This window comes from Shewanella sp. DC2-4 (genome assembly GCF_013248875.1).
Lineage (GTDB): Bacteria > Pseudomonadota > Gammaproteobacteria > Enterobacterales > Shewanellaceae > Shewanella > Shewanella oncorhynchi.
On the sequence record NZ_JABRVR010000002.1, the window covers coordinates 354,795 to 373,220 of the forward strand.

The 18,426-nt window shown below is 44.9% G+C and carries 16 protein-coding genes and 1 pseudogene; 10 read left to right on the top strand and 7 right to left on the bottom strand.

Going from position 1 to position 18,426, the window contains the following annotated elements; translation table 11 throughout:
* Positions 1 to 41: 41 nt before the first annotated feature.
* Positions 42 to 665, bottom strand: coding sequence for a guanylate kinase (gene gmk / locus HQQ92_RS02205; protein ID WP_105251162.1), 624 nt, complete (start codon positions 663 to 665; stop codon positions 42 to 44).
* A 252-nt stretch (positions 666 to 917) separates the two neighbouring features.
* Here gmk and HQQ92_RS02210 point away from each other — a divergent pair, with 252 nt between their 5' ends.
* The 3 genes from HQQ92_RS02210 to HQQ92_RS02220 all read left to right on the top strand — a co-directional run bounded on the left by HQQ92_RS02210 (position 918) and on the right by HQQ92_RS02220 (position 4,711).
* Complete coding sequence (locus HQQ92_RS02210) at positions 918 to 2,615, top strand: hypothetical protein (protein WP_173242782.1); 1,698 nt, start codon at positions 918 to 920, stop codon at positions 2,613 to 2,615.
* A 166-nt stretch (positions 2,616 to 2,781) separates the two neighbouring features.
* Positions 2,782 to 3,654, top strand: coding sequence for an NTP transferase domain-containing protein (locus HQQ92_RS02215; protein WP_173242784.1), 873 nt, complete (start codon positions 2,782 to 2,784; stop codon positions 3,652 to 3,654).
* A complete protein-coding gene (locus tag HQQ92_RS02220) occupies positions 3,647 to 4,711 on the top strand; it encodes a phosphotransferase enzyme family protein (protein ID WP_168826533.1) in 1,065 nt (354 codons plus the stop codon). The genes HQQ92_RS02215 and HQQ92_RS02220 overlap by 8 nt, the downstream gene beginning before the upstream one ends.
* A 53-nt stretch (positions 4,712 to 4,764) precedes the next feature.
* On the opposite strand, the gene HQQ92_RS02225 is transcribed toward HQQ92_RS02220, so the two are convergent.
* On the bottom strand, positions 4,765 to 5,598 hold the full coding sequence (locus HQQ92_RS02225; RefSeq protein ID WP_173242786.1) for a sulfotransferase: 834 nt from the start codon (positions 5,596 to 5,598) through the stop codon (positions 4,765 to 4,767).
* 717 nt (positions 5,599 to 6,315) lie between these two features.
* Between HQQ92_RS02225 and HQQ92_RS02230 the strand changes: the two genes are divergently transcribed.
* From HQQ92_RS02230 to HQQ92_RS02240, 3 genes are all read left to right on the top strand, one after another.
* On the top strand, positions 6,316 to 7,437 hold the full coding sequence (locus HQQ92_RS02230; protein WP_173242788.1) for a Fic family protein: 1,122 nt from the start codon (positions 6,316 to 6,318) through the stop codon (positions 7,435 to 7,437).
* Positions 7,438 to 7,934: 497 nt separating this feature from the next.
* Entirely contained in the window at positions 7,935 to 8,165 is a 231-nt protein-coding gene (locus HQQ92_RS02235; RefSeq protein WP_076497128.1) for a helix-turn-helix domain-containing protein, read from the top strand.
* A complete protein-coding gene (locus tag HQQ92_RS02240) occupies positions 8,162 to 10,120 on the top strand; it encodes a DUF2075 domain-containing protein (RefSeq protein WP_173242790.1) in 1,959 nt (652 codons plus the stop codon). Before HQQ92_RS02235 ends, HQQ92_RS02240 begins: the two co-directional genes overlap by 4 nt.
* Before the next feature lie 141 nt (positions 10,121 to 10,261).
* Here HQQ92_RS02240 and HQQ92_RS02245 read toward each other — a convergent pair whose 3' ends face one another.
* A complete protein-coding gene (locus tag HQQ92_RS02245; protein ID WP_173242792.1) occupies positions 10,262 to 11,173 on the bottom strand; it encodes a LysR family transcriptional regulator in 912 nt (303 codons plus the stop codon).
* A 295-nt stretch (positions 11,174 to 11,468) separates the two neighbouring features.
* Here HQQ92_RS02245 and yjjG point away from each other — a divergent pair, with 295 nt between their 5' ends.
* Positions 11,469 to 12,149, top strand: a complete 681-nt coding sequence (yjjG, locus tag HQQ92_RS02250) for a pyrimidine 5'-nucleotidase (protein WP_173242794.1) — start codon at positions 11,469 to 11,471, stop codon at positions 12,147 to 12,149.
* A 296-nt stretch (positions 12,150 to 12,445) separates the two neighbouring features.
* On the opposite strand, the gene HQQ92_RS02255 is transcribed toward yjjG, so the two are convergent.
* On the bottom strand, positions 12,446 to 13,252 hold the full coding sequence (locus HQQ92_RS02255) for a hypothetical protein (protein WP_173242796.1): 807 nt from the start codon (positions 13,250 to 13,252) through the stop codon (positions 12,446 to 12,448).
* A 175-nt stretch (positions 13,253 to 13,427) separates the two neighbouring features.
* Here HQQ92_RS02255 and HQQ92_RS02260 point away from each other — a divergent pair, with 175 nt between their 5' ends.
* Positions 13,428 to 14,801 carry a hypothetical protein gene (locus tag HQQ92_RS02260; RefSeq protein WP_173242798.1) on the top strand — a complete coding sequence of 458 codons (1,374 nt, stop codon included), beginning with the start codon at positions 13,428 to 13,430 and terminating at the stop codon, positions 14,799 to 14,801.
* Positions 14,802 to 15,129: 328 nt separating this feature from the next.
* Positions 15,130 to 15,798: an inovirus Gp2 family protein gene (locus HQQ92_RS02265; protein ID WP_173242800.1), complete on the top strand. Its 669-nt coding sequence runs from the start codon at positions 15,130 to 15,132 to the stop codon at positions 15,796 to 15,798.
* A gap of 142 nt (positions 15,799 to 15,940) precedes the next feature.
* Here HQQ92_RS02265 and HQQ92_RS02270 read toward each other — a convergent pair whose 3' ends face one another.
* From HQQ92_RS02270 to HQQ92_RS02280, 3 genes and pseudogenes are all read right to left on the bottom strand, one after another.
* Positions 15,941 to 16,663 (bottom strand): lecithin retinol acyltransferase family protein, encoded by a 723-nt coding sequence (locus tag HQQ92_RS02270; RefSeq protein WP_173242802.1) that lies wholly within the window; start codon positions 16,661 to 16,663, stop codon positions 15,941 to 15,943.
* 80 nt (positions 16,664 to 16,743) lie between these two features.
* A pseudogene (locus tag HQQ92_RS02275) lies at positions 16,744 to 17,315 on the bottom strand (site-specific integrase).
* Positions 17,316 to 17,423: 108 nt separating this feature from the next.
* Positions 17,424 to 17,825 carry a DUF2787 domain-containing protein gene (locus tag HQQ92_RS02280; protein ID WP_173242804.1) on the bottom strand — a complete coding sequence of 134 codons (402 nt, stop codon included), beginning with the start codon at positions 17,823 to 17,825 and terminating at the stop codon, positions 17,424 to 17,426.
* A 347-nt stretch (positions 17,826 to 18,172) separates the two neighbouring features.
* On the opposite strand from HQQ92_RS02280, the gene HQQ92_RS02285 reads away from it, so the two are divergent.
* Positions 18,173 to 18,409 carry a helix-turn-helix domain-containing protein gene (locus HQQ92_RS02285; protein ID WP_173242806.1) on the top strand — a complete coding sequence of 79 codons (237 nt, stop codon included), beginning with the start codon at positions 18,173 to 18,175 and terminating at the stop codon, positions 18,407 to 18,409.
* The last annotated feature ends 17 nt before the right edge of the window (positions 18,410 to 18,426 follow it).

The window sequence follows — 18,426 nt, forward strand, 5'->3', positions numbered from 1 at the left end:
TATCTAGGGAAAAAATGACGCAAAATTGTACACTATGACAGCTATCCTGCCAACAGATCGTGAAGCATATCATTTTGCGCGTGGATCTGACTAGCACCTGTTAAGCGCTGACTGCGAATGATGGCACGCAAATCGGCTAAGGCAGTGTCAAAATCGTCGTTGACGATAATAAAATCATATTCTTTATAGTGGGACATTTCCGATACGGCTTGTGCCATACGGCTGGCGATAACATCGCTACTGTCTTGTCCGCGACCAGTGAGGCGGCGTTCTAGCTCGGCTTTAGAGGGTGGTAGAATAAACACACCAACGGCTTCTGGCATCACGGCTTTAACTTGTTCGGCACCTTGCCAGTCGATATCGAGGAAAACATCGATACCTTGGGTGAGCGTATGCTCGATCACATGGCGCGAGGTACCATAGTAATTGCCGAACACTTCTGCCCATTCAAAAAAGGCATTTTCAGCAATTAAGGCTTTGAATTGCTCAACATTAACGAAGTGATAGTGTTGACCATCAACTTCACCTGGGCGTGGTGCGCGGGTGGTATGAGATACCGAAACCTGCATGTCGGCTGGCTTGTCTTTAAGCAAGGCTGAAATCAACGAGGATTTACCTGCGCCACTTGGCGCCGACACAATAAATAAATTTCCGCGTGCGGTCATGAGCTAAATATCCAATGGGTTAACGCAAGAAGGGCCCAGAAAGCCGAGCATTATACCGATTTTGACCATAGAAATACTAGGGCTTGTTGGCTGGCAATTTAAGCCTATTTTAGATTTACTTCGATATTATGTGCATTTTTATCCGACTTGGGTCGTAGGCACTGACAATTGCGGGTAAATTGGTTACGCTCGTGCGAATAAGGCAATGAGTGTCTTTTTGTATCTCGTTTTTACAACAATAAAGGAAGGGTCGTGCTGTTAAAATCTCTTTTCTGCCTTCACGGGCGTGATTCTCGTCCCCGTTTTGTCGCAATTAGTGTTGGCGTTTACGTCTGTATTGCATTTGCCGCCGCTGCTTTTGGGGCTAATTTTCTGATGTATTTGCTGGCATTGTTGGGTCTACCTTTATTAGGGCTCACCAGTTTGCGTCGTTTGGCCGATGCCGATAAGTCAAAAGGCTTGATTGGCGTATTTCTATTGCCGTTAATAATTTTCATCGGCCTGTTAGCGGCCGGTGTGCATATTGCCTTAATTGGATTGAGTTTAGTGTTAGCCGCGGGACTGACATTTTGGGGCTGGCGCTTTCCTGCACCAACGATAGTGGATTATCGCTACGGTTATTTCGGTCCTGAGCTGGATGCACCAACATCACAGGCAATGCCTAGGCGCCGTGTGGAACCGACTATCGTTCCTAAAACCATCGCACCTAAAACCATAGATCCTAACACTATAGACGCTAAAGCCATAGCATCTAAAACTGCCATAGATCCTAACATCATTGACCCTAAATCTATTGTTGCTCAAGACGTTGCCGTAAGACAATCGGCAAAATCTACCTCTCATATTCAAGCACAACCTCAAGCTGAAAGGCATGAGCCGCATGTTGAGCAGCTTCATGCCCAAACCATTAGCGCTGAGACTGTGTCTGAGCCAGAGGTCGATTTGTCTACCCATGTTGAATCTGTTTTAACATCGCCGAGGGTTGAGCCGAGTGTTAGCGCGGCGGAGGCAGAGCGAGAGGCGTTGCGTCAAGATGAGCTGCGCTTTGATGCGTTAACTCGAATGACGCAGAATCCTGCCGATTTTGTGATACCAGACAGCCATGCGGATTTTCGTCCTGCTAATACTAGCCGCGTTGAACAGACCCACATTGAGTTGGTCGATGTCGATGTGGACAATGTTGATTTGAAACATGTCGACTTTACTGCGGCGCAATTAGATCCTGCCGAGCGTAGTGCTGAACCCGGTTGGCGTTTTACCGCCGAAGAAGATGACGAGCCTGACAGCTTTAACGATAGAGATCATGCCGAAGAAGTGCGTCAGCGCCGCGCCGAAGCAAAAGATTCTGGTTCGATGACCGAGCTATTTCGCGGTTTATTTGAGTTTTTGGCGCCACTAAAGCGTTTCTTGGTGTTGCCTAAGATTAAACTGCCGAAAGTGGAACGCCGTTATTGGCGCCCAGCAGGAATTGGCTGTGGTGTGGTGCTCTTGATTGCCTTGGTGTGGGGACTTTGGCCAAATGGCGATGCAGAAACGGGTGATGGTGCAGAGGTTGTCACGGTTAACGCGATTGCTCCCTATGCGGGTGAGCGCGTGACACTCGCGTTGCCGGACGGTTTTTCTGTGGCGCTGGAGGATGACATCTTGATCATGCGTTGGCTCGGTGAGAAAGGTAAAGCACAAAATCTGTGGTCCTTAGCGACGGCAAAGGGAGATAAAACTTGCAGCGTCTTATCCTTTAACAATGGCACTGACTATCGTCCTGTGACTGTGGATCTGAAAGCGGATTCCGCTTCAGAGGCGCGATTCTCGCCACTCGATACTCAGGCCATCATTATTGACCTCGCCCGTCGAGGTAATATTAGCCTGTGTGGTTATAAGTTCAGTCTTAAGGGCAGCCAAGCGATATTGGAACAAAATCGCACCTTTGGCGATTATATTGCTCGTTAAAAAAGTCTGCAGCTAAGTCGATAAAAATTCTGCTTAAATGCTAGTCACAATTAGAGGGGTAGATTACACTTTTGCTCCTCTTTTTCTCAAACCGTACTTTAGGTTGTTTAGGTCGCTGCGGTTTGGGGAAACACCTTTAAATTTGAACTGAATATATCAATCCAGCATGAATACAGAATTGACCTTAGTCATTATGGCTGCGGGGCTAGGTAGTCGTTTCGGCGGCGATAAGCAATTGGCGGCACTCGGCCCCGCGGGTGAACCCATGTTGGTGCTATCAATCATGTCGGCCATTCGCAGTGGTTTTCAGCGTGCTGTGCTGGTGATCCGTCCAGAGTTAGAAAGTGAATTAACTGAGATCCTGACACGATTTTTGCCAGCCGATTTTGAATATCATTTTTGCTATCAAGTCTTAACGGATTTACCCGAAGCGGCGCAGTTGGCGGATCTTAGCCACAGGCTTAAACCTTGGGGGACGGCCCATGCACTCTGGAGTGCGCGCCATCTTGTTAAAGGGCCAATTGCCGTTATCAATGCAGATGATTTTTATGGTGATAGCGCTTTTGCTTCCTTAGCCAAAGGCTTAAGCATGAGGCCAACTGAGTGGATGATGGTGGCCTATCCCATAGAACTCACGTTGTCGGAACACGGTGGTGTTAACCGTGGTCTGTGTCAGGTTGAAAATGGTCAGCTTAAATCGGTCGCCGAATGGCTCAATATCGCCGAGCAAGCTGGCCACTTAATGGGTGATGGCCCGCAGGGTCATGCTAATTTGCCGGCGCAGTCCTTGGTCTCTATGACATGCTGGGGCTTCTCCCCAAACATATTTGATGTTATTAAACGTGAATTAACCGAATTTATCGGGCAACAGGGTCAACAACCTAAGTCTGAATGCTATTTACCCGCCATAGTACAAGCGGGAATTGAGCAAGGTTTGCCTGTGTATGTCGATGTTGCCTGTGAGCCATGGCTTGGCGTGACTTATCCGCAGGACACTGTCTGGGTAAAACAAAAATTAACGGAGTTATTGAGTGATTAAACTCATCAGGCAGTCAGTGTTGCCTCATTTTGGTATTGAATCTGCCGAGGCGAAAATTTCTGCCCTCGGTAATGGCCACATCAATGACACCCTTTTAGTGCGATGGCCTGCGGGCGAATTGGTATTGCAGCGAATTAACACTGAGGTATTTAAAACACCCAACGCTTTGGTCTGCAATGCCGATAAAATTAGCCATCATTTATGCGCTAAGTCATTACAGCAACAATACGGCCTTAAAGTCGTTAGCCCATGTTTAACCCAAGAGGGTGAGCTGGCTATCGATTTAGGCGAGCAAGGATTTTGGCGTGCGATCAGTTACTTGCCTCATAGTCTCAGCATTGAAGTGGTTAAGTCGGAACAAGAAGCGGAAATGGCGGCTAAGGCCTTTGGGCATTTTGCCTCAGCCTTGAGTGATTTTGATGCGACAGAGCTTGAAGATGTGATCCCTCAATTTCACCATCTACCGGGACGCATGGCCTTACTAAAGCAGGCCGCTGAACTCGATAGTCAACATCGCTTAGCGCTCTGCCGTCATTGGGTTGATTACGCGTTATCTCAGCAGGCTTTGCTGGATGAACTTGCAGAAATATCGCCAAAGCTGCCGCTACGAATTTGTCATAACGACACTAAAATCAATAACATGCTTTTTGATAAACGTGATATGTCCAGCATGGCGATTATCGATTTAGATACCTGCATGAAAGGTCATCTTATGTATGACTTCGGCGACATGGTACGCACTTTCTGCTCGCCAGAGGAGGAAGACTCTACGGCCTTGGATAAAGTCCAAGTGCGTCAAGACATCTTCGCCGCGATTTGCCGTGGCTACTTGAGCGAGTTGGGTGACGTTTTAACGGAAGACGAAAAGCGCAGTCTGTGGCTCGGTGCTCGGGTGATTTGTTTGATGATAGGTGTGCGTTTTTTAACGGATTATCTTAACGGTGATGTGTATTTCCATATCCACCGCGAAGGCCATAATTTAGACCGCGCCGCCAACCAGTTTACCTTGTACCAAAGCTTGCTCGACCAAGAGGCTGTGCTTAAAGCTAATTTCTAATTCAGCGCTTGGATATCTGTACATTGGTATCTGTGTACTGATCCAATGCATTGTTAAAGCGTGTAGTCGAAAAACTTACGGCTTTGTGGGCCTGCGCTATTGGTGTTGACCTTGTTGGGGTGTTTATATTCGCCCCAACTTGCCACGTTGCGGCCCACGTTAAGTTTAGGGAAACTCAGTGGCTCGCTTAAACCTAATGTAACATCGCTATTCTTCGCGTTTGCTTCCATTCCCAAAAATTGCAGTAACTGACTCAAGCTTCCCGCATGGCTAACATCAATTGAAATAAAGTCTTCCCGCCCATTAAAGTAAGCGAACACTTCTTGCTGATGCTTTTGATAACAAGCAATTAAGTGCTCACTGCTGGCAGGTTCCGCCACTTTATCTATGGCGAAAGTATGCCTAAAACTGCGCTTTAATATTGGATGAAAGCGGCCCGTTTTTTCATCCAAATGGGGCGCCATTTTACCAAGTAACATCTGCATCGAAGGCAACCAAGTATTGATATCGCGGTCGAGATAGACAAACACTGCCTCGGGAAATAATAAATCCAACTGCTGATAATCGCTGAAACAAGGCGTGTCAGACACTGCATCGGCCAGCATAAACGCCTGCTTAGTAAAGGCCATGTGTGCCACTTTTAGCCCTTGCTCCAACAACGCCACACTCACACTCGTGGTGCCCGTGCGTGGCAAACCTATGATAAAGACCTTCTGCTTTTTCACCTTTATCTGTTCGTCACTGAGCGCATTCGACTGGACTGGGTACATTGCATCTGGCGTAGCAATCTGTGAATTACCAGTAGGTTGAACATTGCCGATACGCTGTGTATTAGCAGTACATTGTACGTGAGTAGAAGTTGGTGAATTGTTGGCGTTATCAGGCATAGGTTAGGCTCAGAATGTGTGTCAGCGGTGCGGTAAAGCCGTAAGTTTTCACTTCGGCGTTTCACATTGGCGTGTCAAATCAGCGGCGGCAGTATATCTCAGCGCGAAGACTTTGTCGGTGGTATACCCAAACAACCTGAAGATGCAGGATTCAGCGGGAGTTTAACGCACTTTAGGCAATGCCATTTATTGCTCCTGCATAAATGGCATTCACGCCATCCATGGCGATTGCGGTTATTTGCAGACCTAGCGGGCTAAGTTAAAAATAACCAACACCGCATAAAGTGCGTTAAAACCCGCCGGGACGGAGCGCCTAGGGTACTCCACTTCCGTGTTGCATCAATTCAAAAGGTGGCCGACATTCTGTCATTGATGCGCCTTGAATTGAATCCCCCTAGACGCTCTGAAACTCGTATATTCAGGTAGCTTGGGTATATACATAAAAGTCACGCACCACTGCAATGCACCCAGTAAAGGCGCACCGTATTGTATGATAACTGCACTGTAGCTGCACAATAATAGCAAGTGGATGACCGCAAGGCTTAGAAACGAGATTTCGGATTACCAACAAGGCTCATTTCTCTGCATTGCATAGCCATGTTGGTATTGATGAGGCGATTATTAGCGCTATTCGACTCATAAAGTGAGGCGAATACATTTGTTAATCGCCTCATTATGTGAGTAGAATAGGCTTGTTATTCGACTCATGGGGTAGATATGTGGATTTGGCAGCAAGCCGATTGGCCTAAGTTTCATTGGAACACCAGCAGCATTGATGCCTTGCTGCGTCAGGTCTATTTCAATCAGGGCCAGTTGCTTGGCAAGCAAATGCTAAGTCACGACGATAGCTTATTAACTTCAGACGCTGCACTCGACACCTTACTCGCTAACATTATCCATTCCAGTGCCATCGAAGGTGAAAAGCTCAATGCAGCCTCGGTGCGCTCATCCTTGGCTAAAAAACTCGGCGTGACTGAAGATAAACCGTATCCGACAACAGCACAAACCGATGGTTTGGCTGACATTATGCTCGATGCCTTAAAAAATTTAGATACAGAGTTAACCCTTGAGCGGATATTAGGTTGGCATAAACAGTTATTTCCCCAGGGTTATACGCTGTTTAACCCTGTTATTGGCGGAGCGCTGCGTGGCGATACACCTATGCAGGTTGTCTCTGGCCGGATTGATAAACCAACAGTGCATTTTGAGGCACCTTCTAGAGCAGCCTTGGATGCTGAACTGTCACAGTTTATCGAATGGTTTAATGCATCACGGCAAGCGCAGGTTTTAGATCCGCTTATCCGTGCGGCGATAACACATCTTTGGTTTGTTACTCTTCATCCACTTGATGATGGTAATGGGCGCATCGCGCGCTTATTGACTGATTTAGCTCTGGCGCAAGCGGAGAAACGCTCGATTCGTTTTTACGCTATGTCGGTCAGTATTCTTGCCCGTCGCCAAACTTACTATGACATTTTAGAGTCCACTCAAAGGGGGGATGTAGATATTACTCCTTGGTTAGTATGGTTTTTTGAGACCCTCAATGATTGCTTACTCAATGCGATGGCAGATGTGAGCAGAACGCTGTCGAAAACTCAGTATTGGCAAAGTGTCGACCAATCTTTATTGAGTCAAGAGCAAGCCAAAGTACTTAATCGCATGTTAGACGGCGATTTTGAGTTAGGGATTAATAGTAGCCAGTATCAAAAAGTCGCTAAGGTGAGTCGCGCCACCGCCACCCGTCATCTTGCGCAAATGGTCGAACAGCACTTTTTAGTTAAAGCCGACGCCGGTGGCCGAAGTACCAGATACTTATTGCCACTCAGTATGAAACGATAAAGGTTAGGCATGTTATCAAGCACTTGCATTCCAGTGACTCGGTGAATAGAAACCTAGGGTTTCTAAGTTTATGAACGAGAGCCATGGAAGGCGAACTGGCAGTTAAATAGGGAATGTTCAAGTCCCAGGATGCTCAACCGTGACGTCCTGTCACGGATAGTCACTTCCATGTTAGTGCCTAATCCTGTTAGCCTTCGCGCATATCTGTTAGCCAGTAGAACTAATCGCTTAATAGAAATTTGAGATAGATACTGGCCCAAAGCCGACGTCGGCGGCCGAAGTACAAGGTACTTATTGCCGAGTGGTTGGTAAGTAGATTGTGGAATTTGCCGTCTAAATGTAATCAGCGGCAACAATCATTTTGCATTTTGTGAGTGACTACCCTGTGCGATGTTATGTCCAAATCATTAAGTGCTAGGCATTTAATGTGACTCATAGTCCGTAGACGTATTGTCTACAAGTAAAGATCATCATGAAAACTCTTCAAAGGATTATTCATGGAAGATCATTTGCTTACCTCATTCGGTACTCATCTAAAAAGTTTGCGACTTGAGAGATCTTTTTCTCAGGAGCAGCTTGCATTAAAAGCTGACATGGACAGAACCTATGTCAGCGGCATTGAACGTGGGCAACGCAATGTTAGTTTGATTAATCTTTTTAAGCTTGCCAGTGCTTTAGATATCCCGGCGAAACAACTTCTTGATTTTACCGTTGAGGGATCATTATGACTCAACGAGCATTTTATTCGGCGAGTTTTAAAGATTTTCTATCTGCTGAGCCCGATGCGATTACCGGGCAGATATCACGTTTCCATACTCAGCATTTATTGCATGCACAAACTCGTGCTTGGTGTGCTGAAATTGAAGTTCTCAAACGCTCCTTGGCCGAGAGCGTTGAGCGAGAAGGGCATATTTTCATTGAGTTTATGATCCCACGAATGGGACGACGTGCCGATGTCGTGATTATATTTAAAGGGATTGTTTTTGTTGTAGAGTTTAAAGTTGGCGCAAAAGTATTTACTGCTGCAGATATGAGGCAAACTCATGGATATGCTTTAGATTTAAAAAACTTTCATCGCGGTAGTCATGATAAATATCTAGTTCCTCTGCTTGTCGCCACTAAAGCGACTAGCCAATCGAAAAATCCAGAATTCGCCGACGATAATGTTGCTTCGACCTTGTGTATTTCACCCAGTGAATTGTTTTCAAGAATGCGCCAAATCGCTGAACGGTTGAATCAACCTACTTTTGACCCAAGCTTGTGGGCTGATTCTGGCTATTTGCCGACACCAACAATTATCGAAGCGGCGCAAGCGCTATATGCGCAGCATAAAGTCGAAGATATTGCTCGTAGTGAAGCCGACACTCAAAATCTTGGACAAACGAGCCAGCAATTACTTCAGTTGATTCACAATGCTCGGATCAATAAGCGAAAAATCATTTGTTTCGTTACCGGCGTTCCGGGTGCGGGCAAAACCCTTGTAGGGCTTAATATTGCGAGTGCGCATTCTAATGCTGACGAAAAGGAATATGCAGTATTTTTAAGCGGAAATGGCCCTTTAGTCTCTGTTTTGCAAGAAGCCCTGGCGCGAGATAGACGTGATCGCACTAAAGAGAAAATTGGCGATTGTCGACGACATACTGAGCAATTTATTCAGAATATCCATAAGTTTAGGGATGACTCGCTTACATCGAACAAACCCCCAGTAGAGCAAGTAGCTATCTTTGACGAAGCTCAGCGTGCTTGGAATGTTGAGCAGACTAGCAAATTCATGCAGACCAAGCGTAATCAAGCTGGATTCAATAAGTCTGAGCCAGAATATCTTATCGAAGTGATGGACCGCCATGAAGATTGGGCTGTAATTATTGCGTTGATCGGCGGTGGACAAGAAATCAACACCGGCGAGGTTGGGCTTTTTGGATGGTTGGATGCACTTGGCAACCGATTTACTCACTGGGATGCTTATTATTCTACGGATTTACTTAATGGTGAGTATGTGTCTACGGGTTTAACGACTCGCGACTTTTCAAAAGGTACTTTGTTACCTTGTTTACATTTGGCGACATCGATGCGTTCATTTCGAGCCGAAAAGTTGTCAAATTTTATCCACCATTTAGTTAATGGTAACAGTGGCATGGCTTTGAATGTTTTGGCGACTTTTAAGCAAAAATATCCAATTAAAGTTACCCGAGACTTAAAGGCTGCTAAATGTTGGATAAAATCTCAAGTGCGTGGGACTGAAACAATGGGAATGCTAGCCTCGTCAAATGGTATTCGATTAAAAGCTGAAGGCATTTTCGTCAAAAACAAAATTGAGCATAAAGATTGGTTTTTGGGGCCGATAGAGGATATTCGTTCTTCACATTTTCTTGAAGATGTCGCCACAGAGTTTGATGTTCAAGGGCTTGAGCTTGATTGGTGTTTGGTTGCTTGGGAGGCTGATTTTAGATTCGGTCATGCAGGTTTTGAGCATATGCAGTTTCGAGGCTCAAGCTGGGAACAACGACAACGGGAAGAAAAATGCAGGTATCTTGAAAATGCCTATCGAGTCTTACTGACGCGAGCGAGGCAAGGAATGGTGATTTTCGTCCCTAAAGGCGATGAGTTAGATATTACTAGAAAACCGGCTTTTTATGATTCGACTTATCAATTTCTAAAAGCGTGTGGAATCGAAGAGCTTTGAACTTTTGAGTGAGACACGAACTAACTTTATTATCCTATTTGCAATATCAACTTTACCCATTGGATAGATAGAGTTGCTCCGCTTTTACAGGTATCGAGCATATCTCTCATTCAACATATGGGTAAAGTAGGGATGTAATTCCTAGTCGCTTACAAGTTGAAACTTATCTGAACTCGCCAGCTTCTCCATCAAAAATTCAATCAATACACTCACCTTAGTCGGCAAATATTTCCGCTGTGTATAAACTGCATAAATGCCATGTTCGGGGAGGGGATGGTTTGTGAGCAAGGCTTGTAGGCGGCCTGTTTGTAAGTCGGCGTCGACCATGAAACGGGGCAGGTTGGCTATGCCTAGACCATCGAGTGTGGCTTGGTGGATAGCGTCACTATTATTAACTTGGTAATTGCCGAGTGGCTGGATGCGAGTGGGGCCCTGCGGGCTTAAGAAGGTCCATTCAACACCATCACGAAAATATGAGTAGAACAAACAGTTATGTTGGCTGAGTTGCTGCGGCGTTTGTGGCGCAGCGTGGCGAGCAAGATACTCGGGTGAGGCGCAAATGACACTTAAACAAGGGGCGATTTTACGGGCAATCAGGCTGGAATCTGGTAGCTCGCCGATACGAATTGCCAGATCGAATCCGCCAGCAATTAAATCGGTTGTCTTATCATCCATCTGCATTTGCAGCTGTATTTTCGGGTAACGGCGCAGAAACTCGGGGATTAAAGGGGCGATATGCAAGCGGCCAAATACCATAGGAACTGCGATGCGAAGATTGCCCTGAGGCGCTTGTTGTAGCTCAGAAATGGCGTCTAACCCTTCCTCTGCGAGTTTAACGGCAGGACGAACATAGTCAAAATAGCGGGCGCCCGCTTCGGTAAGACTTAAGCTGCGAGTGGTACGGTGCAAAAGTTGAATACCCAGACTTTGTTCTAATAGGGTAATGCGTTTACTCACAGCCGATTTACTCAGTCCAAGCTTTTGACTTGCAAGCGAAAAGCTACCGCATTCCACGACCGTGACAAAGATAGATAGTGCTGAAAAGTGCTCCATGGTGTCCTTAGATTATCGCGTTCCCCTGCCATTATTGTTGATGATACCTCAACAGTCAGTTTTTATTATCGTGGTTATCATTGCCCTTGATGCAAGGTAGACTAATGCACTTGCTGATTGCGAGTGTCGACTGTGGAGCCTAGTTATTTTGGCGCTCATCGCTCATGTTTATCGCTTATCTTGATTACTGCTAGGTAGTTAGCCACAGTGTTGCCGCAATCGCCGATGTACCATTCTCGATGCCACTGAACGGCATGGGATGGGTCTTAGCTATTTTGTCAGAAAGAGAGTTCCTATGTCCTTGCCTTACCAATGGATTTTGTTCGATGCCGATGAAACCTTATTTTATTTCGATGCCTTAAAAGGGCTTAAGTTGATGTTTAGTGAGTTTGGGGTCGATTTTACCCAAGCCGATTTTGACGAGTATCAGTTAGTTAACAAACCACTTTGGGTCGATTATCAAGATGGTAAGATAACTGCCGCTGAGTTGCAGACCATACGTTTCGAGCCTTGGGCTGCCAAATTATCTGTCACGGCGATGACGCTCAATAGTGCCTTTTTATCGGCAATGGCCGAAATTTGTTCGCCGCTACCCGGTGCCCGCGAGTTATTAGTCGCGCTCCAAGGTAAGGCAAAATTAGGCATCATCACTAACGGTTTCACTGAGCTACAAACCGTGCGATTAGAGCGTACAGGCTTACAGCATCATTTTGATATTTTAGTGATTTCAGAAAAAGTCGGCATAGCCAAACCTGATGTGGGTATCTTCGAACATGCCTTCGAACTCATGGGCTATCCTGAGCGCGATGCTGTGCTTATGGTCGGTGATAACCCGCATTCAGATATCCAAGGCGGTATCAACGCCGGTATTCATACTTGCTGGTATAACGTCCACGGCCACGATGTGCCCGCCGGTATCGCCCCGCACTATCAAGTGAGCTCGCACCAAGAGCTGCAAAAAATCCTGTTACCGTAAATAATTGTTCACTGAGCCTAGCTCAGCGCTTCGCACTTGATATTAGTGACTCAAAGTGAGTGTTTTAACTGATACTCCCTCAGTGTCATAAAATACCAAAAGCCCTTACATTAAGGGCTTTTTGGTATCTAAAACGCGTTAAGTATTATTACTCAACGTTTTGGATCTGAATATTTTTATTTAAAATAAAACCATTATTAAACAATAGCTAGCATGTTTTATTTTGTGGTAATTCGCATTGATACCCACCGATATACCCACCATATTCTAATGCCTTAACGAGATGATTCTTTGTTTTACTGTTTGCTAGCCGTTTTAGCTGGTCTTGCTCGTTTTCTAAGGCGGGGACCTGAAGTCTGATTTTGCTCAGTGTTTTCTTCCTGTTCTGTAGCCTCTATGGACTCCTCTAAGGGAAGTTGCTCACCGTTGATTTCAGTAAGGGCTATAGTTGCTTGAATAAGATGGTCATCGGTGAGCTTTGAGCGGTTTTTTTTAGCTTTTTCAATGATAGTAAATAAGATTGATGAATTGTCTTTTACGGCTTGAAGTTTATTCTTTAGCTCAGTCATCTGTTTTTTTAAACGGTTGTTATAGTTTTTCTGTAGATGAAGCTCACCGATAAGTGACTGATCTGTAAGTGATTTATTTTTATTTATTTCTGCCTTTTTCGCTTTTTCTGTAACTTTAGCTATGAGTTCTTGCTCCTTTAAACCGATGAGAAGCTTATAGTTATCATCGATGAGAGACTGAAACAGTTGAATGTTCGTGATTTTTGCCTCTTTTGCCATCTCCTTGAATTTGTTCTTATGCTCGATTGAAACACTGATGTTGAGCATCTTGGCTTTGCATGCAAGCCTCCTATTGTGTGCTTCCCATGCTTTTTCCATTTTTCGATAAAATTCGAAAGTGGCTCTTTCATTACTGTCTTTAAACAAATTAAAAAGCGTCGATTTAACTTCAATTATTGTTGGATTCTGGCTAAAAAAAATCCCTTTTTTGTAAAGGTATTTAGTCACCCAAGCCAGTAGCAATTTGTGCGTTTTGTTTCGGTAAAAGAAGTCAAACTTTGCTTCAAATTCGGCCTGGAGCTTAATGTCCATCATGCAAACCACTCTTATCACTTAGTTCAGGTAATGTAAATATTTTTTGAAATTTTATTTGCTGTGATTTTAACACTTTTTTGTTTTTATTTACTAGTAAATTACTAGTAATTTTAAATTGCAATTACCTACTGGTTATGGAAGTATTTATTAATGGTTTTCTATCATTAAAATTCAAATGAAGCGCTTACTTAGTTCGCTCAAAGGTGCCAAACCAGAATCCAGATTTTTTATTTCCCTATGGTTTAGATTTTTTGCACCTGAAGCTGGGGTCCCATTACCAGTAGCAGATATAGCAAAAATGCTAGGCGTTTCTAAGAATGTTGTCATGTCGTCTCTTGCCTACATGACTACTGAAGGTTTTTTTGAAAGGAGTCACATTCATCTAGGAGTTAGGGTTGGCAGACCCACATCACAGTATTTTGCTACCAATAAACTGCTTGCTATTTTATGTGTGGATGAACATCCAAGATTTCACGCTGGTCTGATCGAAGAATTACATTTCAACAATCACCAACATTTGACGTTGAGCAATCGTTTACTGCTTTGCATCTTCTTGCTTCACGCAAATGAGTACGGTCTGGTGGAAAACTTGGGATTCTCAGTCATTGCTCAGATGACCGGAATGAGTAATGACCAATTCAATTCACAGCTAGATAAGCTTTCTAGGCTTGGATATCTGAGGAAGTTGAGTTCTGGGGTCACTTCAAAGGTGATTTTTGGATCCAGGCCTTCAATTTATCTGCTAGATATTACAAATGAGCGGTTTTCTAGTGCTATATTCCGCTCCGTTACTTGTGAGCAAGCAATTTCTACTGAAGAGTATCAGCATATCCTTAAGAAATTGATTTCTATATCGAACAATGGCTTAGTTTCTTTCAGTCATTTACAACAGAAGGACGACGATGATAGCAAGACCATTAGGACGAATGCATATGCTCAGTGTAGAAAGCGATTCGCGATGGCAATCGGTATTGAAGGTGCTGAATCTAGTTGGATATTTTTTATCGAATTAGCTCGTATGCCTGCATTGAAAAAATTTTTATTCGAAAAAATATTGCTGACAGTGGCTCAATCAGCCATTTCTAGGAGAAAACTAAACCAAGAGTGGCTAACACAATTGAGTATCAGTTTCTGTCAGGAGCTACAGCCAGTATTTTTAAAACAGGGAAAAGTGTTGATTGGGAAAGATTATGCTGAAGATATTGATAAAAATAGCAAAAAAAGTCATGTGATTGAACGTGAATCAGGCGATGAGGTAGACCTGTTTGATACCACAGATTTGAGTGTATTTGCTGAGGTCTTAGTGAGATGTGTCATATTCCCAGCAGTTGAAACGCTGAAATACAAGACAGCTATCCTTAAGAAGCATTTCAAAGCGCCATTTAAATTTGCTTTTTTATTGGATGAAAAATCAGAAGACGTTATTGAGATTAAGCGCCCATTTGACATTTATTACTTATATCCTATCTCGAATGGTCCCTATGAAAAGCGGGTTTACATTGTAGATGGTGAAGTTCATCCGATTGAAACCAACGTGGGAATAGACTAAAAACTGCACAAAACCAATGATTTAATTATCGAGTAATGTGATATCCAATCGCCCTTGCTCACCCGATCTACTGCTCAATGATTGACGGGGATTTCAGTTATTGCGATTGTCTGTTTGTTAATACTACAGCCCTGTCGTCATGCCTACTACTCAATAGTATCCACTCGACCAGTATCTCTAACACTACCTTACCCATGAACATACAGGGTTAGCTGCTATCAAAGGCATGCTAACCTCGACTGAGTAATATCAATCACTTTTTGGCTTTTGAGTTATAAATTACACAAACCCCATACGTTATGTAACTTAACCAATATGGGAACTCAACATGTCAAAACGTCATACCTCTAACACTAACCTTACCGTCATCAGCAATGGCCAATACCAAGGCCTCAATGTTTATCCGAGGCCACTAAGCGCTGCATACTTAGATGCAATTTTACAGACCTTACAAGCAGCTATGAATGAGCACCCTCGTACCTTCATGGTGCGGTTTGATTTACATCTACCACAGCTTAACTTTCGCGACTCACCAACGGTTTATGATTCAACGGTAATCAGCAAGTTCTTTAAATCTCTGGATGCCAAAATCCAGCAGGATAGGTTAATCAAGGGCCGTGAGGGTAAACGGGTGCATCCTTGTACTCGGCGTTATATTTGGGCAAGGGAGCGAGCATGTGCCGATACAGACCATTACCATATCGCAATATTCCTCAATAACGATGCTTATAACCATCTCGGTAATTACAATCGAAGTGGTCAAAACTTGAGTACTAAGATTGTTGAAGCCTGGGCCAGTGCCTTGGGATTAGATGATTACAGTACTCGGCATTTAGTCCATTTCCCTGAGGATACACCTGTTTACTATCTCAATCGTAATGCACCGAATTATCCTCAAACCTTTGCGAGTGCTTTCTTTCGCTTGAGCTATCTGGCCAAGTTAGAGACTAAGCATTATGGCGATAGAACACGTTCATTCGGCTGCAGTTGTATTTAAGCGTGGTGATAGAGTGATTAACTTATTAAAGTTTAAGCTAAAAAAATAAAGGTGCTTAGCTGTGGGACCTGTATTGGTCCTTAAGTATGTCAACGATAGCGGCTTGAGGGCCGCTTCGTTGTTAAAGAGTTAGCTCCAATACTTATGACCTTAACCAATGCCATGCATCTGCTATCAGCTCAGCACCAGCTTTTACGCCATTGATGCCCACTTCTGCTGTCGTCAACACGGTGTTTAAGCCAGTTTCTACACTGCCGGTGACGAGTTTGATCCCTGCATCAGTTATTTCACCCTGGCGTAAGCAAGTATAACTCTCACCAAGGGTTTGTGTGGTGCCTTTTAGTAGGCATTCGGCAGGTTTAGCGACAAGATCCCCTGGTGTGCCTAGGAGTGTGTTGACGTTATCGGGTAGCCCTAGGTATTCACCGGTCATCTTAGCGGCGGTAGAGGCTAACACGACGTTTGCGACAGTTCCCGTGGCGAACTTCGACGCGGTGCTCCCCAGTAAGCCTGCTCTGGCTGAGCCTTGCAGTGCAATGTGGCTAAGATTACTCACTTGATTAGAGGTGCTACTCCCCGCTAAGCATTCATTGACGAAGTGCTCGCAATTATTGGTAGCAACGCCGTATGGGCTGTGACCCAGCTGACTGCGTGCTAGCTCAATAACTTGATGGGGAAACAGCGTGGACTTTTTCACTCTGATACTCTGGCCACCAGCAAATTGCTGCAGGTCGATTTCTTCGATGATGCCCTGTTTAGATAAGTGAATAACATTTCCATGGCCCACATAAAGGCCGTGGTGTTCGGTTAAGCCAAGCGGATCGATATTGGTGACCAGATGATCACCGGGATGAAATTTATACATGGTATGGACTCCAAGAAAAATAACGCAGATACCCAATAGGTCGCATCTGCCAATGGGTTGAATAGGGCGTGCTGATTGACTCAGATTTCCAGCTCGACAAAGTCTTTATCGATTTGCTGCTGAGTAATGCCGATATAACGCAGGGTGATCGCTTCCGATTGATGCCGCAGCATGCGCATCACCCGGCCAATGTCTTTGCAGGCTTGATATAGGTGATATCCCCGTGTTTTACGCATTGAGTGGGTGCCCAGGCTAACTTGATATCGTCACCGACAAAGGCAAACGCAAACGCTTTGGCGACGGCGCGCCGTGTCAGCGGTTTCGCGGGGGCCTGCCGGTCTTTGGCTTGGCTCGAGCGGTGGGATTGAAACAGGTAGATATGCTCGGGGTGACGCTGGTGGATCGCCTCAATCAACGCCAGTGTCTTCGGGTTGAGTTTTATGCTGGCGCGTTTACCGGTCTTCTGCTCGATGACGCTTAAGCGGTCGCCGTCGATATCGCTGAACTTAATTGAAAGTAAGTCAGAGATCCGCAGCGCCAGGTTAAGGCCAATATTCCAGACATCCGCCATCTGCTGACCAAAGTGACGTTCGAGCAAGTAACTGATAAGCTTGATGGTGTCGCGGTTCTTGACCGCTTCGACTTCGTTCATGCTTGGTTCCCTCAATTAGCTATGTCATCAATGTGGGCACCAGCACATCGCAAACCCGCATCGGGCCAGTGTTGCTTGGTTCCCAAGATACCTTTGTGGGTACCAAGTTCAGTCGGCACTGACTTGAACCTGATAGACTTCCATCTCCACGTAGTTACAGAAGTTCTCCAGCAGCAACCTCACCAAGCTGTCGGCTTGCTCGAGGTAACAGCGGCCAAAGAAGCTGTTGTAGACCTGCTTCTCCTGAAACAGCACTTCCATTTCTTTCTCAAGCTCAGGGAAGGGCCCGCCGCAGTAAGCAAAGTCGGTGAAGTAATTGAGATACCAGCAATCCCCCTGGCGGTAGAGGTTGATCTCCACTGGGTGATAACCACCTCTCTCCGCACTGTAGTCGGGATCGCGGTAGTTTAGGGTGACGATGTTGAGACTCGGGTTATTGAGTGCTGCCAGTTGCCGTTCTAATAATTCATAAAAGGGCTCTGGCAGGATGGTTTCGCGGTGTATTTTCATGGTGGACTCCAAAACAAAAAGCCCGCGAACGACAGGCGTTGCGGGCGAGGTAGGTTGTTAACGATATGGGCTTGACGTAATGAGTTAGGGTGACAAGAGCGCGGGTTTGATTGTGCTTACTAGGTTGTCGTGAGATTGAATATTTGCCTTCTCAGAAGGCTGGGATTATTTGGTAATTCGTTCTTTTGCTCTTAAAACTATATTGTTACATCTGATTTTTCTTGGGTATCATTTACTATTTTTATTAGCGTTAGTTAAGATTAGATTGTCGTATGTGACTCATAGTCAGTTGTGTCTAACGCAAAGATTTGGGAACATCCTGTCTACAGTGGTGTGTAGGACTGACTATGAGTATTAAACTGGCAACAGCGGTAACGTTAAGGCAATTGCGCAATGAGGCTGGGTTAAGCCAAGAACAATTGGCAAGGCAATCAGGCATTGATCGCACTTACATATCGGGAGTTGAACGATCCGTTCGTAACATCACCCTTGATTCGCTTGAAGGGCTAATTAGTGCACTAGGCGTGACTTCTGAAGAGTTTATCCGTAGGTTACATGATGAACTGATAAAACAGAGGCCATAGTTGCTCAGTTTGAGTCA

Coding starts and splice junctions, on each gene's coding strand:
- gmk (WP_105251162.1), bottom strand. CDS start 665: ATGACCGCACGCGGAAATTTATTTATTGTGTCGGCGCCAAGTGGCGCA.
- HQQ92_RS02215 (WP_173242784.1), top strand. CDS start 2,782: ATGAATACAGAATTGACCTTAGTCATTATGGCTGCGGGGCTAGGTAGT.
- HQQ92_RS02225 (WP_173242786.1), bottom strand. CDS start 5,598: ATGCCTGATAACGCCAACAATTCACCAACTTCTACTCACGTACAATGT.
- HQQ92_RS02230 (WP_173242788.1), top strand. CDS start 6,316: ATGTGGATTTGGCAGCAAGCCGATTGGCCTAAGTTTCATTGGAACACC.
- HQQ92_RS02235 (WP_076497128.1), top strand. CDS start 7,935: ATGGAAGATCATTTGCTTACCTCATTCGGTACTCATCTAAAAAGTTTG.
- HQQ92_RS02240 (WP_173242790.1), top strand. CDS start 8,162: ATGACTCAACGAGCATTTTATTCGGCGAGTTTTAAAGATTTTCTATCT.
- HQQ92_RS02245 (WP_173242792.1), bottom strand. CDS start 11,173: ATGGAGCACTTTTCAGCACTATCTATCTTTGTCACGGTCGTGGAATGC.
- yjjG (WP_173242794.1), top strand. CDS start 11,469: ATGTCCTTGCCTTACCAATGGATTTTGTTCGATGCCGATGAAACCTTA.
- HQQ92_RS02255 (WP_173242796.1), bottom strand. CDS start 13,252: ATGATGGACATTAAGCTCCAGGCCGAATTTGAAGCAAAGTTTGACTTC.
- HQQ92_RS02260 (WP_173242798.1), top strand. CDS start 13,428: ATGAAGCGCTTACTTAGTTCGCTCAAAGGTGCCAAACCAGAATCCAGA.
- HQQ92_RS02265 (WP_173242800.1), top strand. CDS start 15,130: ATGTCAAAACGTCATACCTCTAACACTAACCTTACCGTCATCAGCAAT.
- HQQ92_RS02270 (WP_173242802.1), bottom strand. CDS start 16,663: ATGTATAAATTTCATCCCGGTGATCATCTGGTCACCAATATCGATCCG.
- HQQ92_RS02280 (WP_173242804.1), bottom strand. CDS start 17,825: ATGAAAATACACCGCGAAACCATCCTGCCAGAGCCCTTTTATGAATTA.
- HQQ92_RS02285 (WP_173242806.1), top strand. CDS start 18,173: ATGAGTATTAAACTGGCAACAGCGGTAACGTTAAGGCAATTGCGCAAT.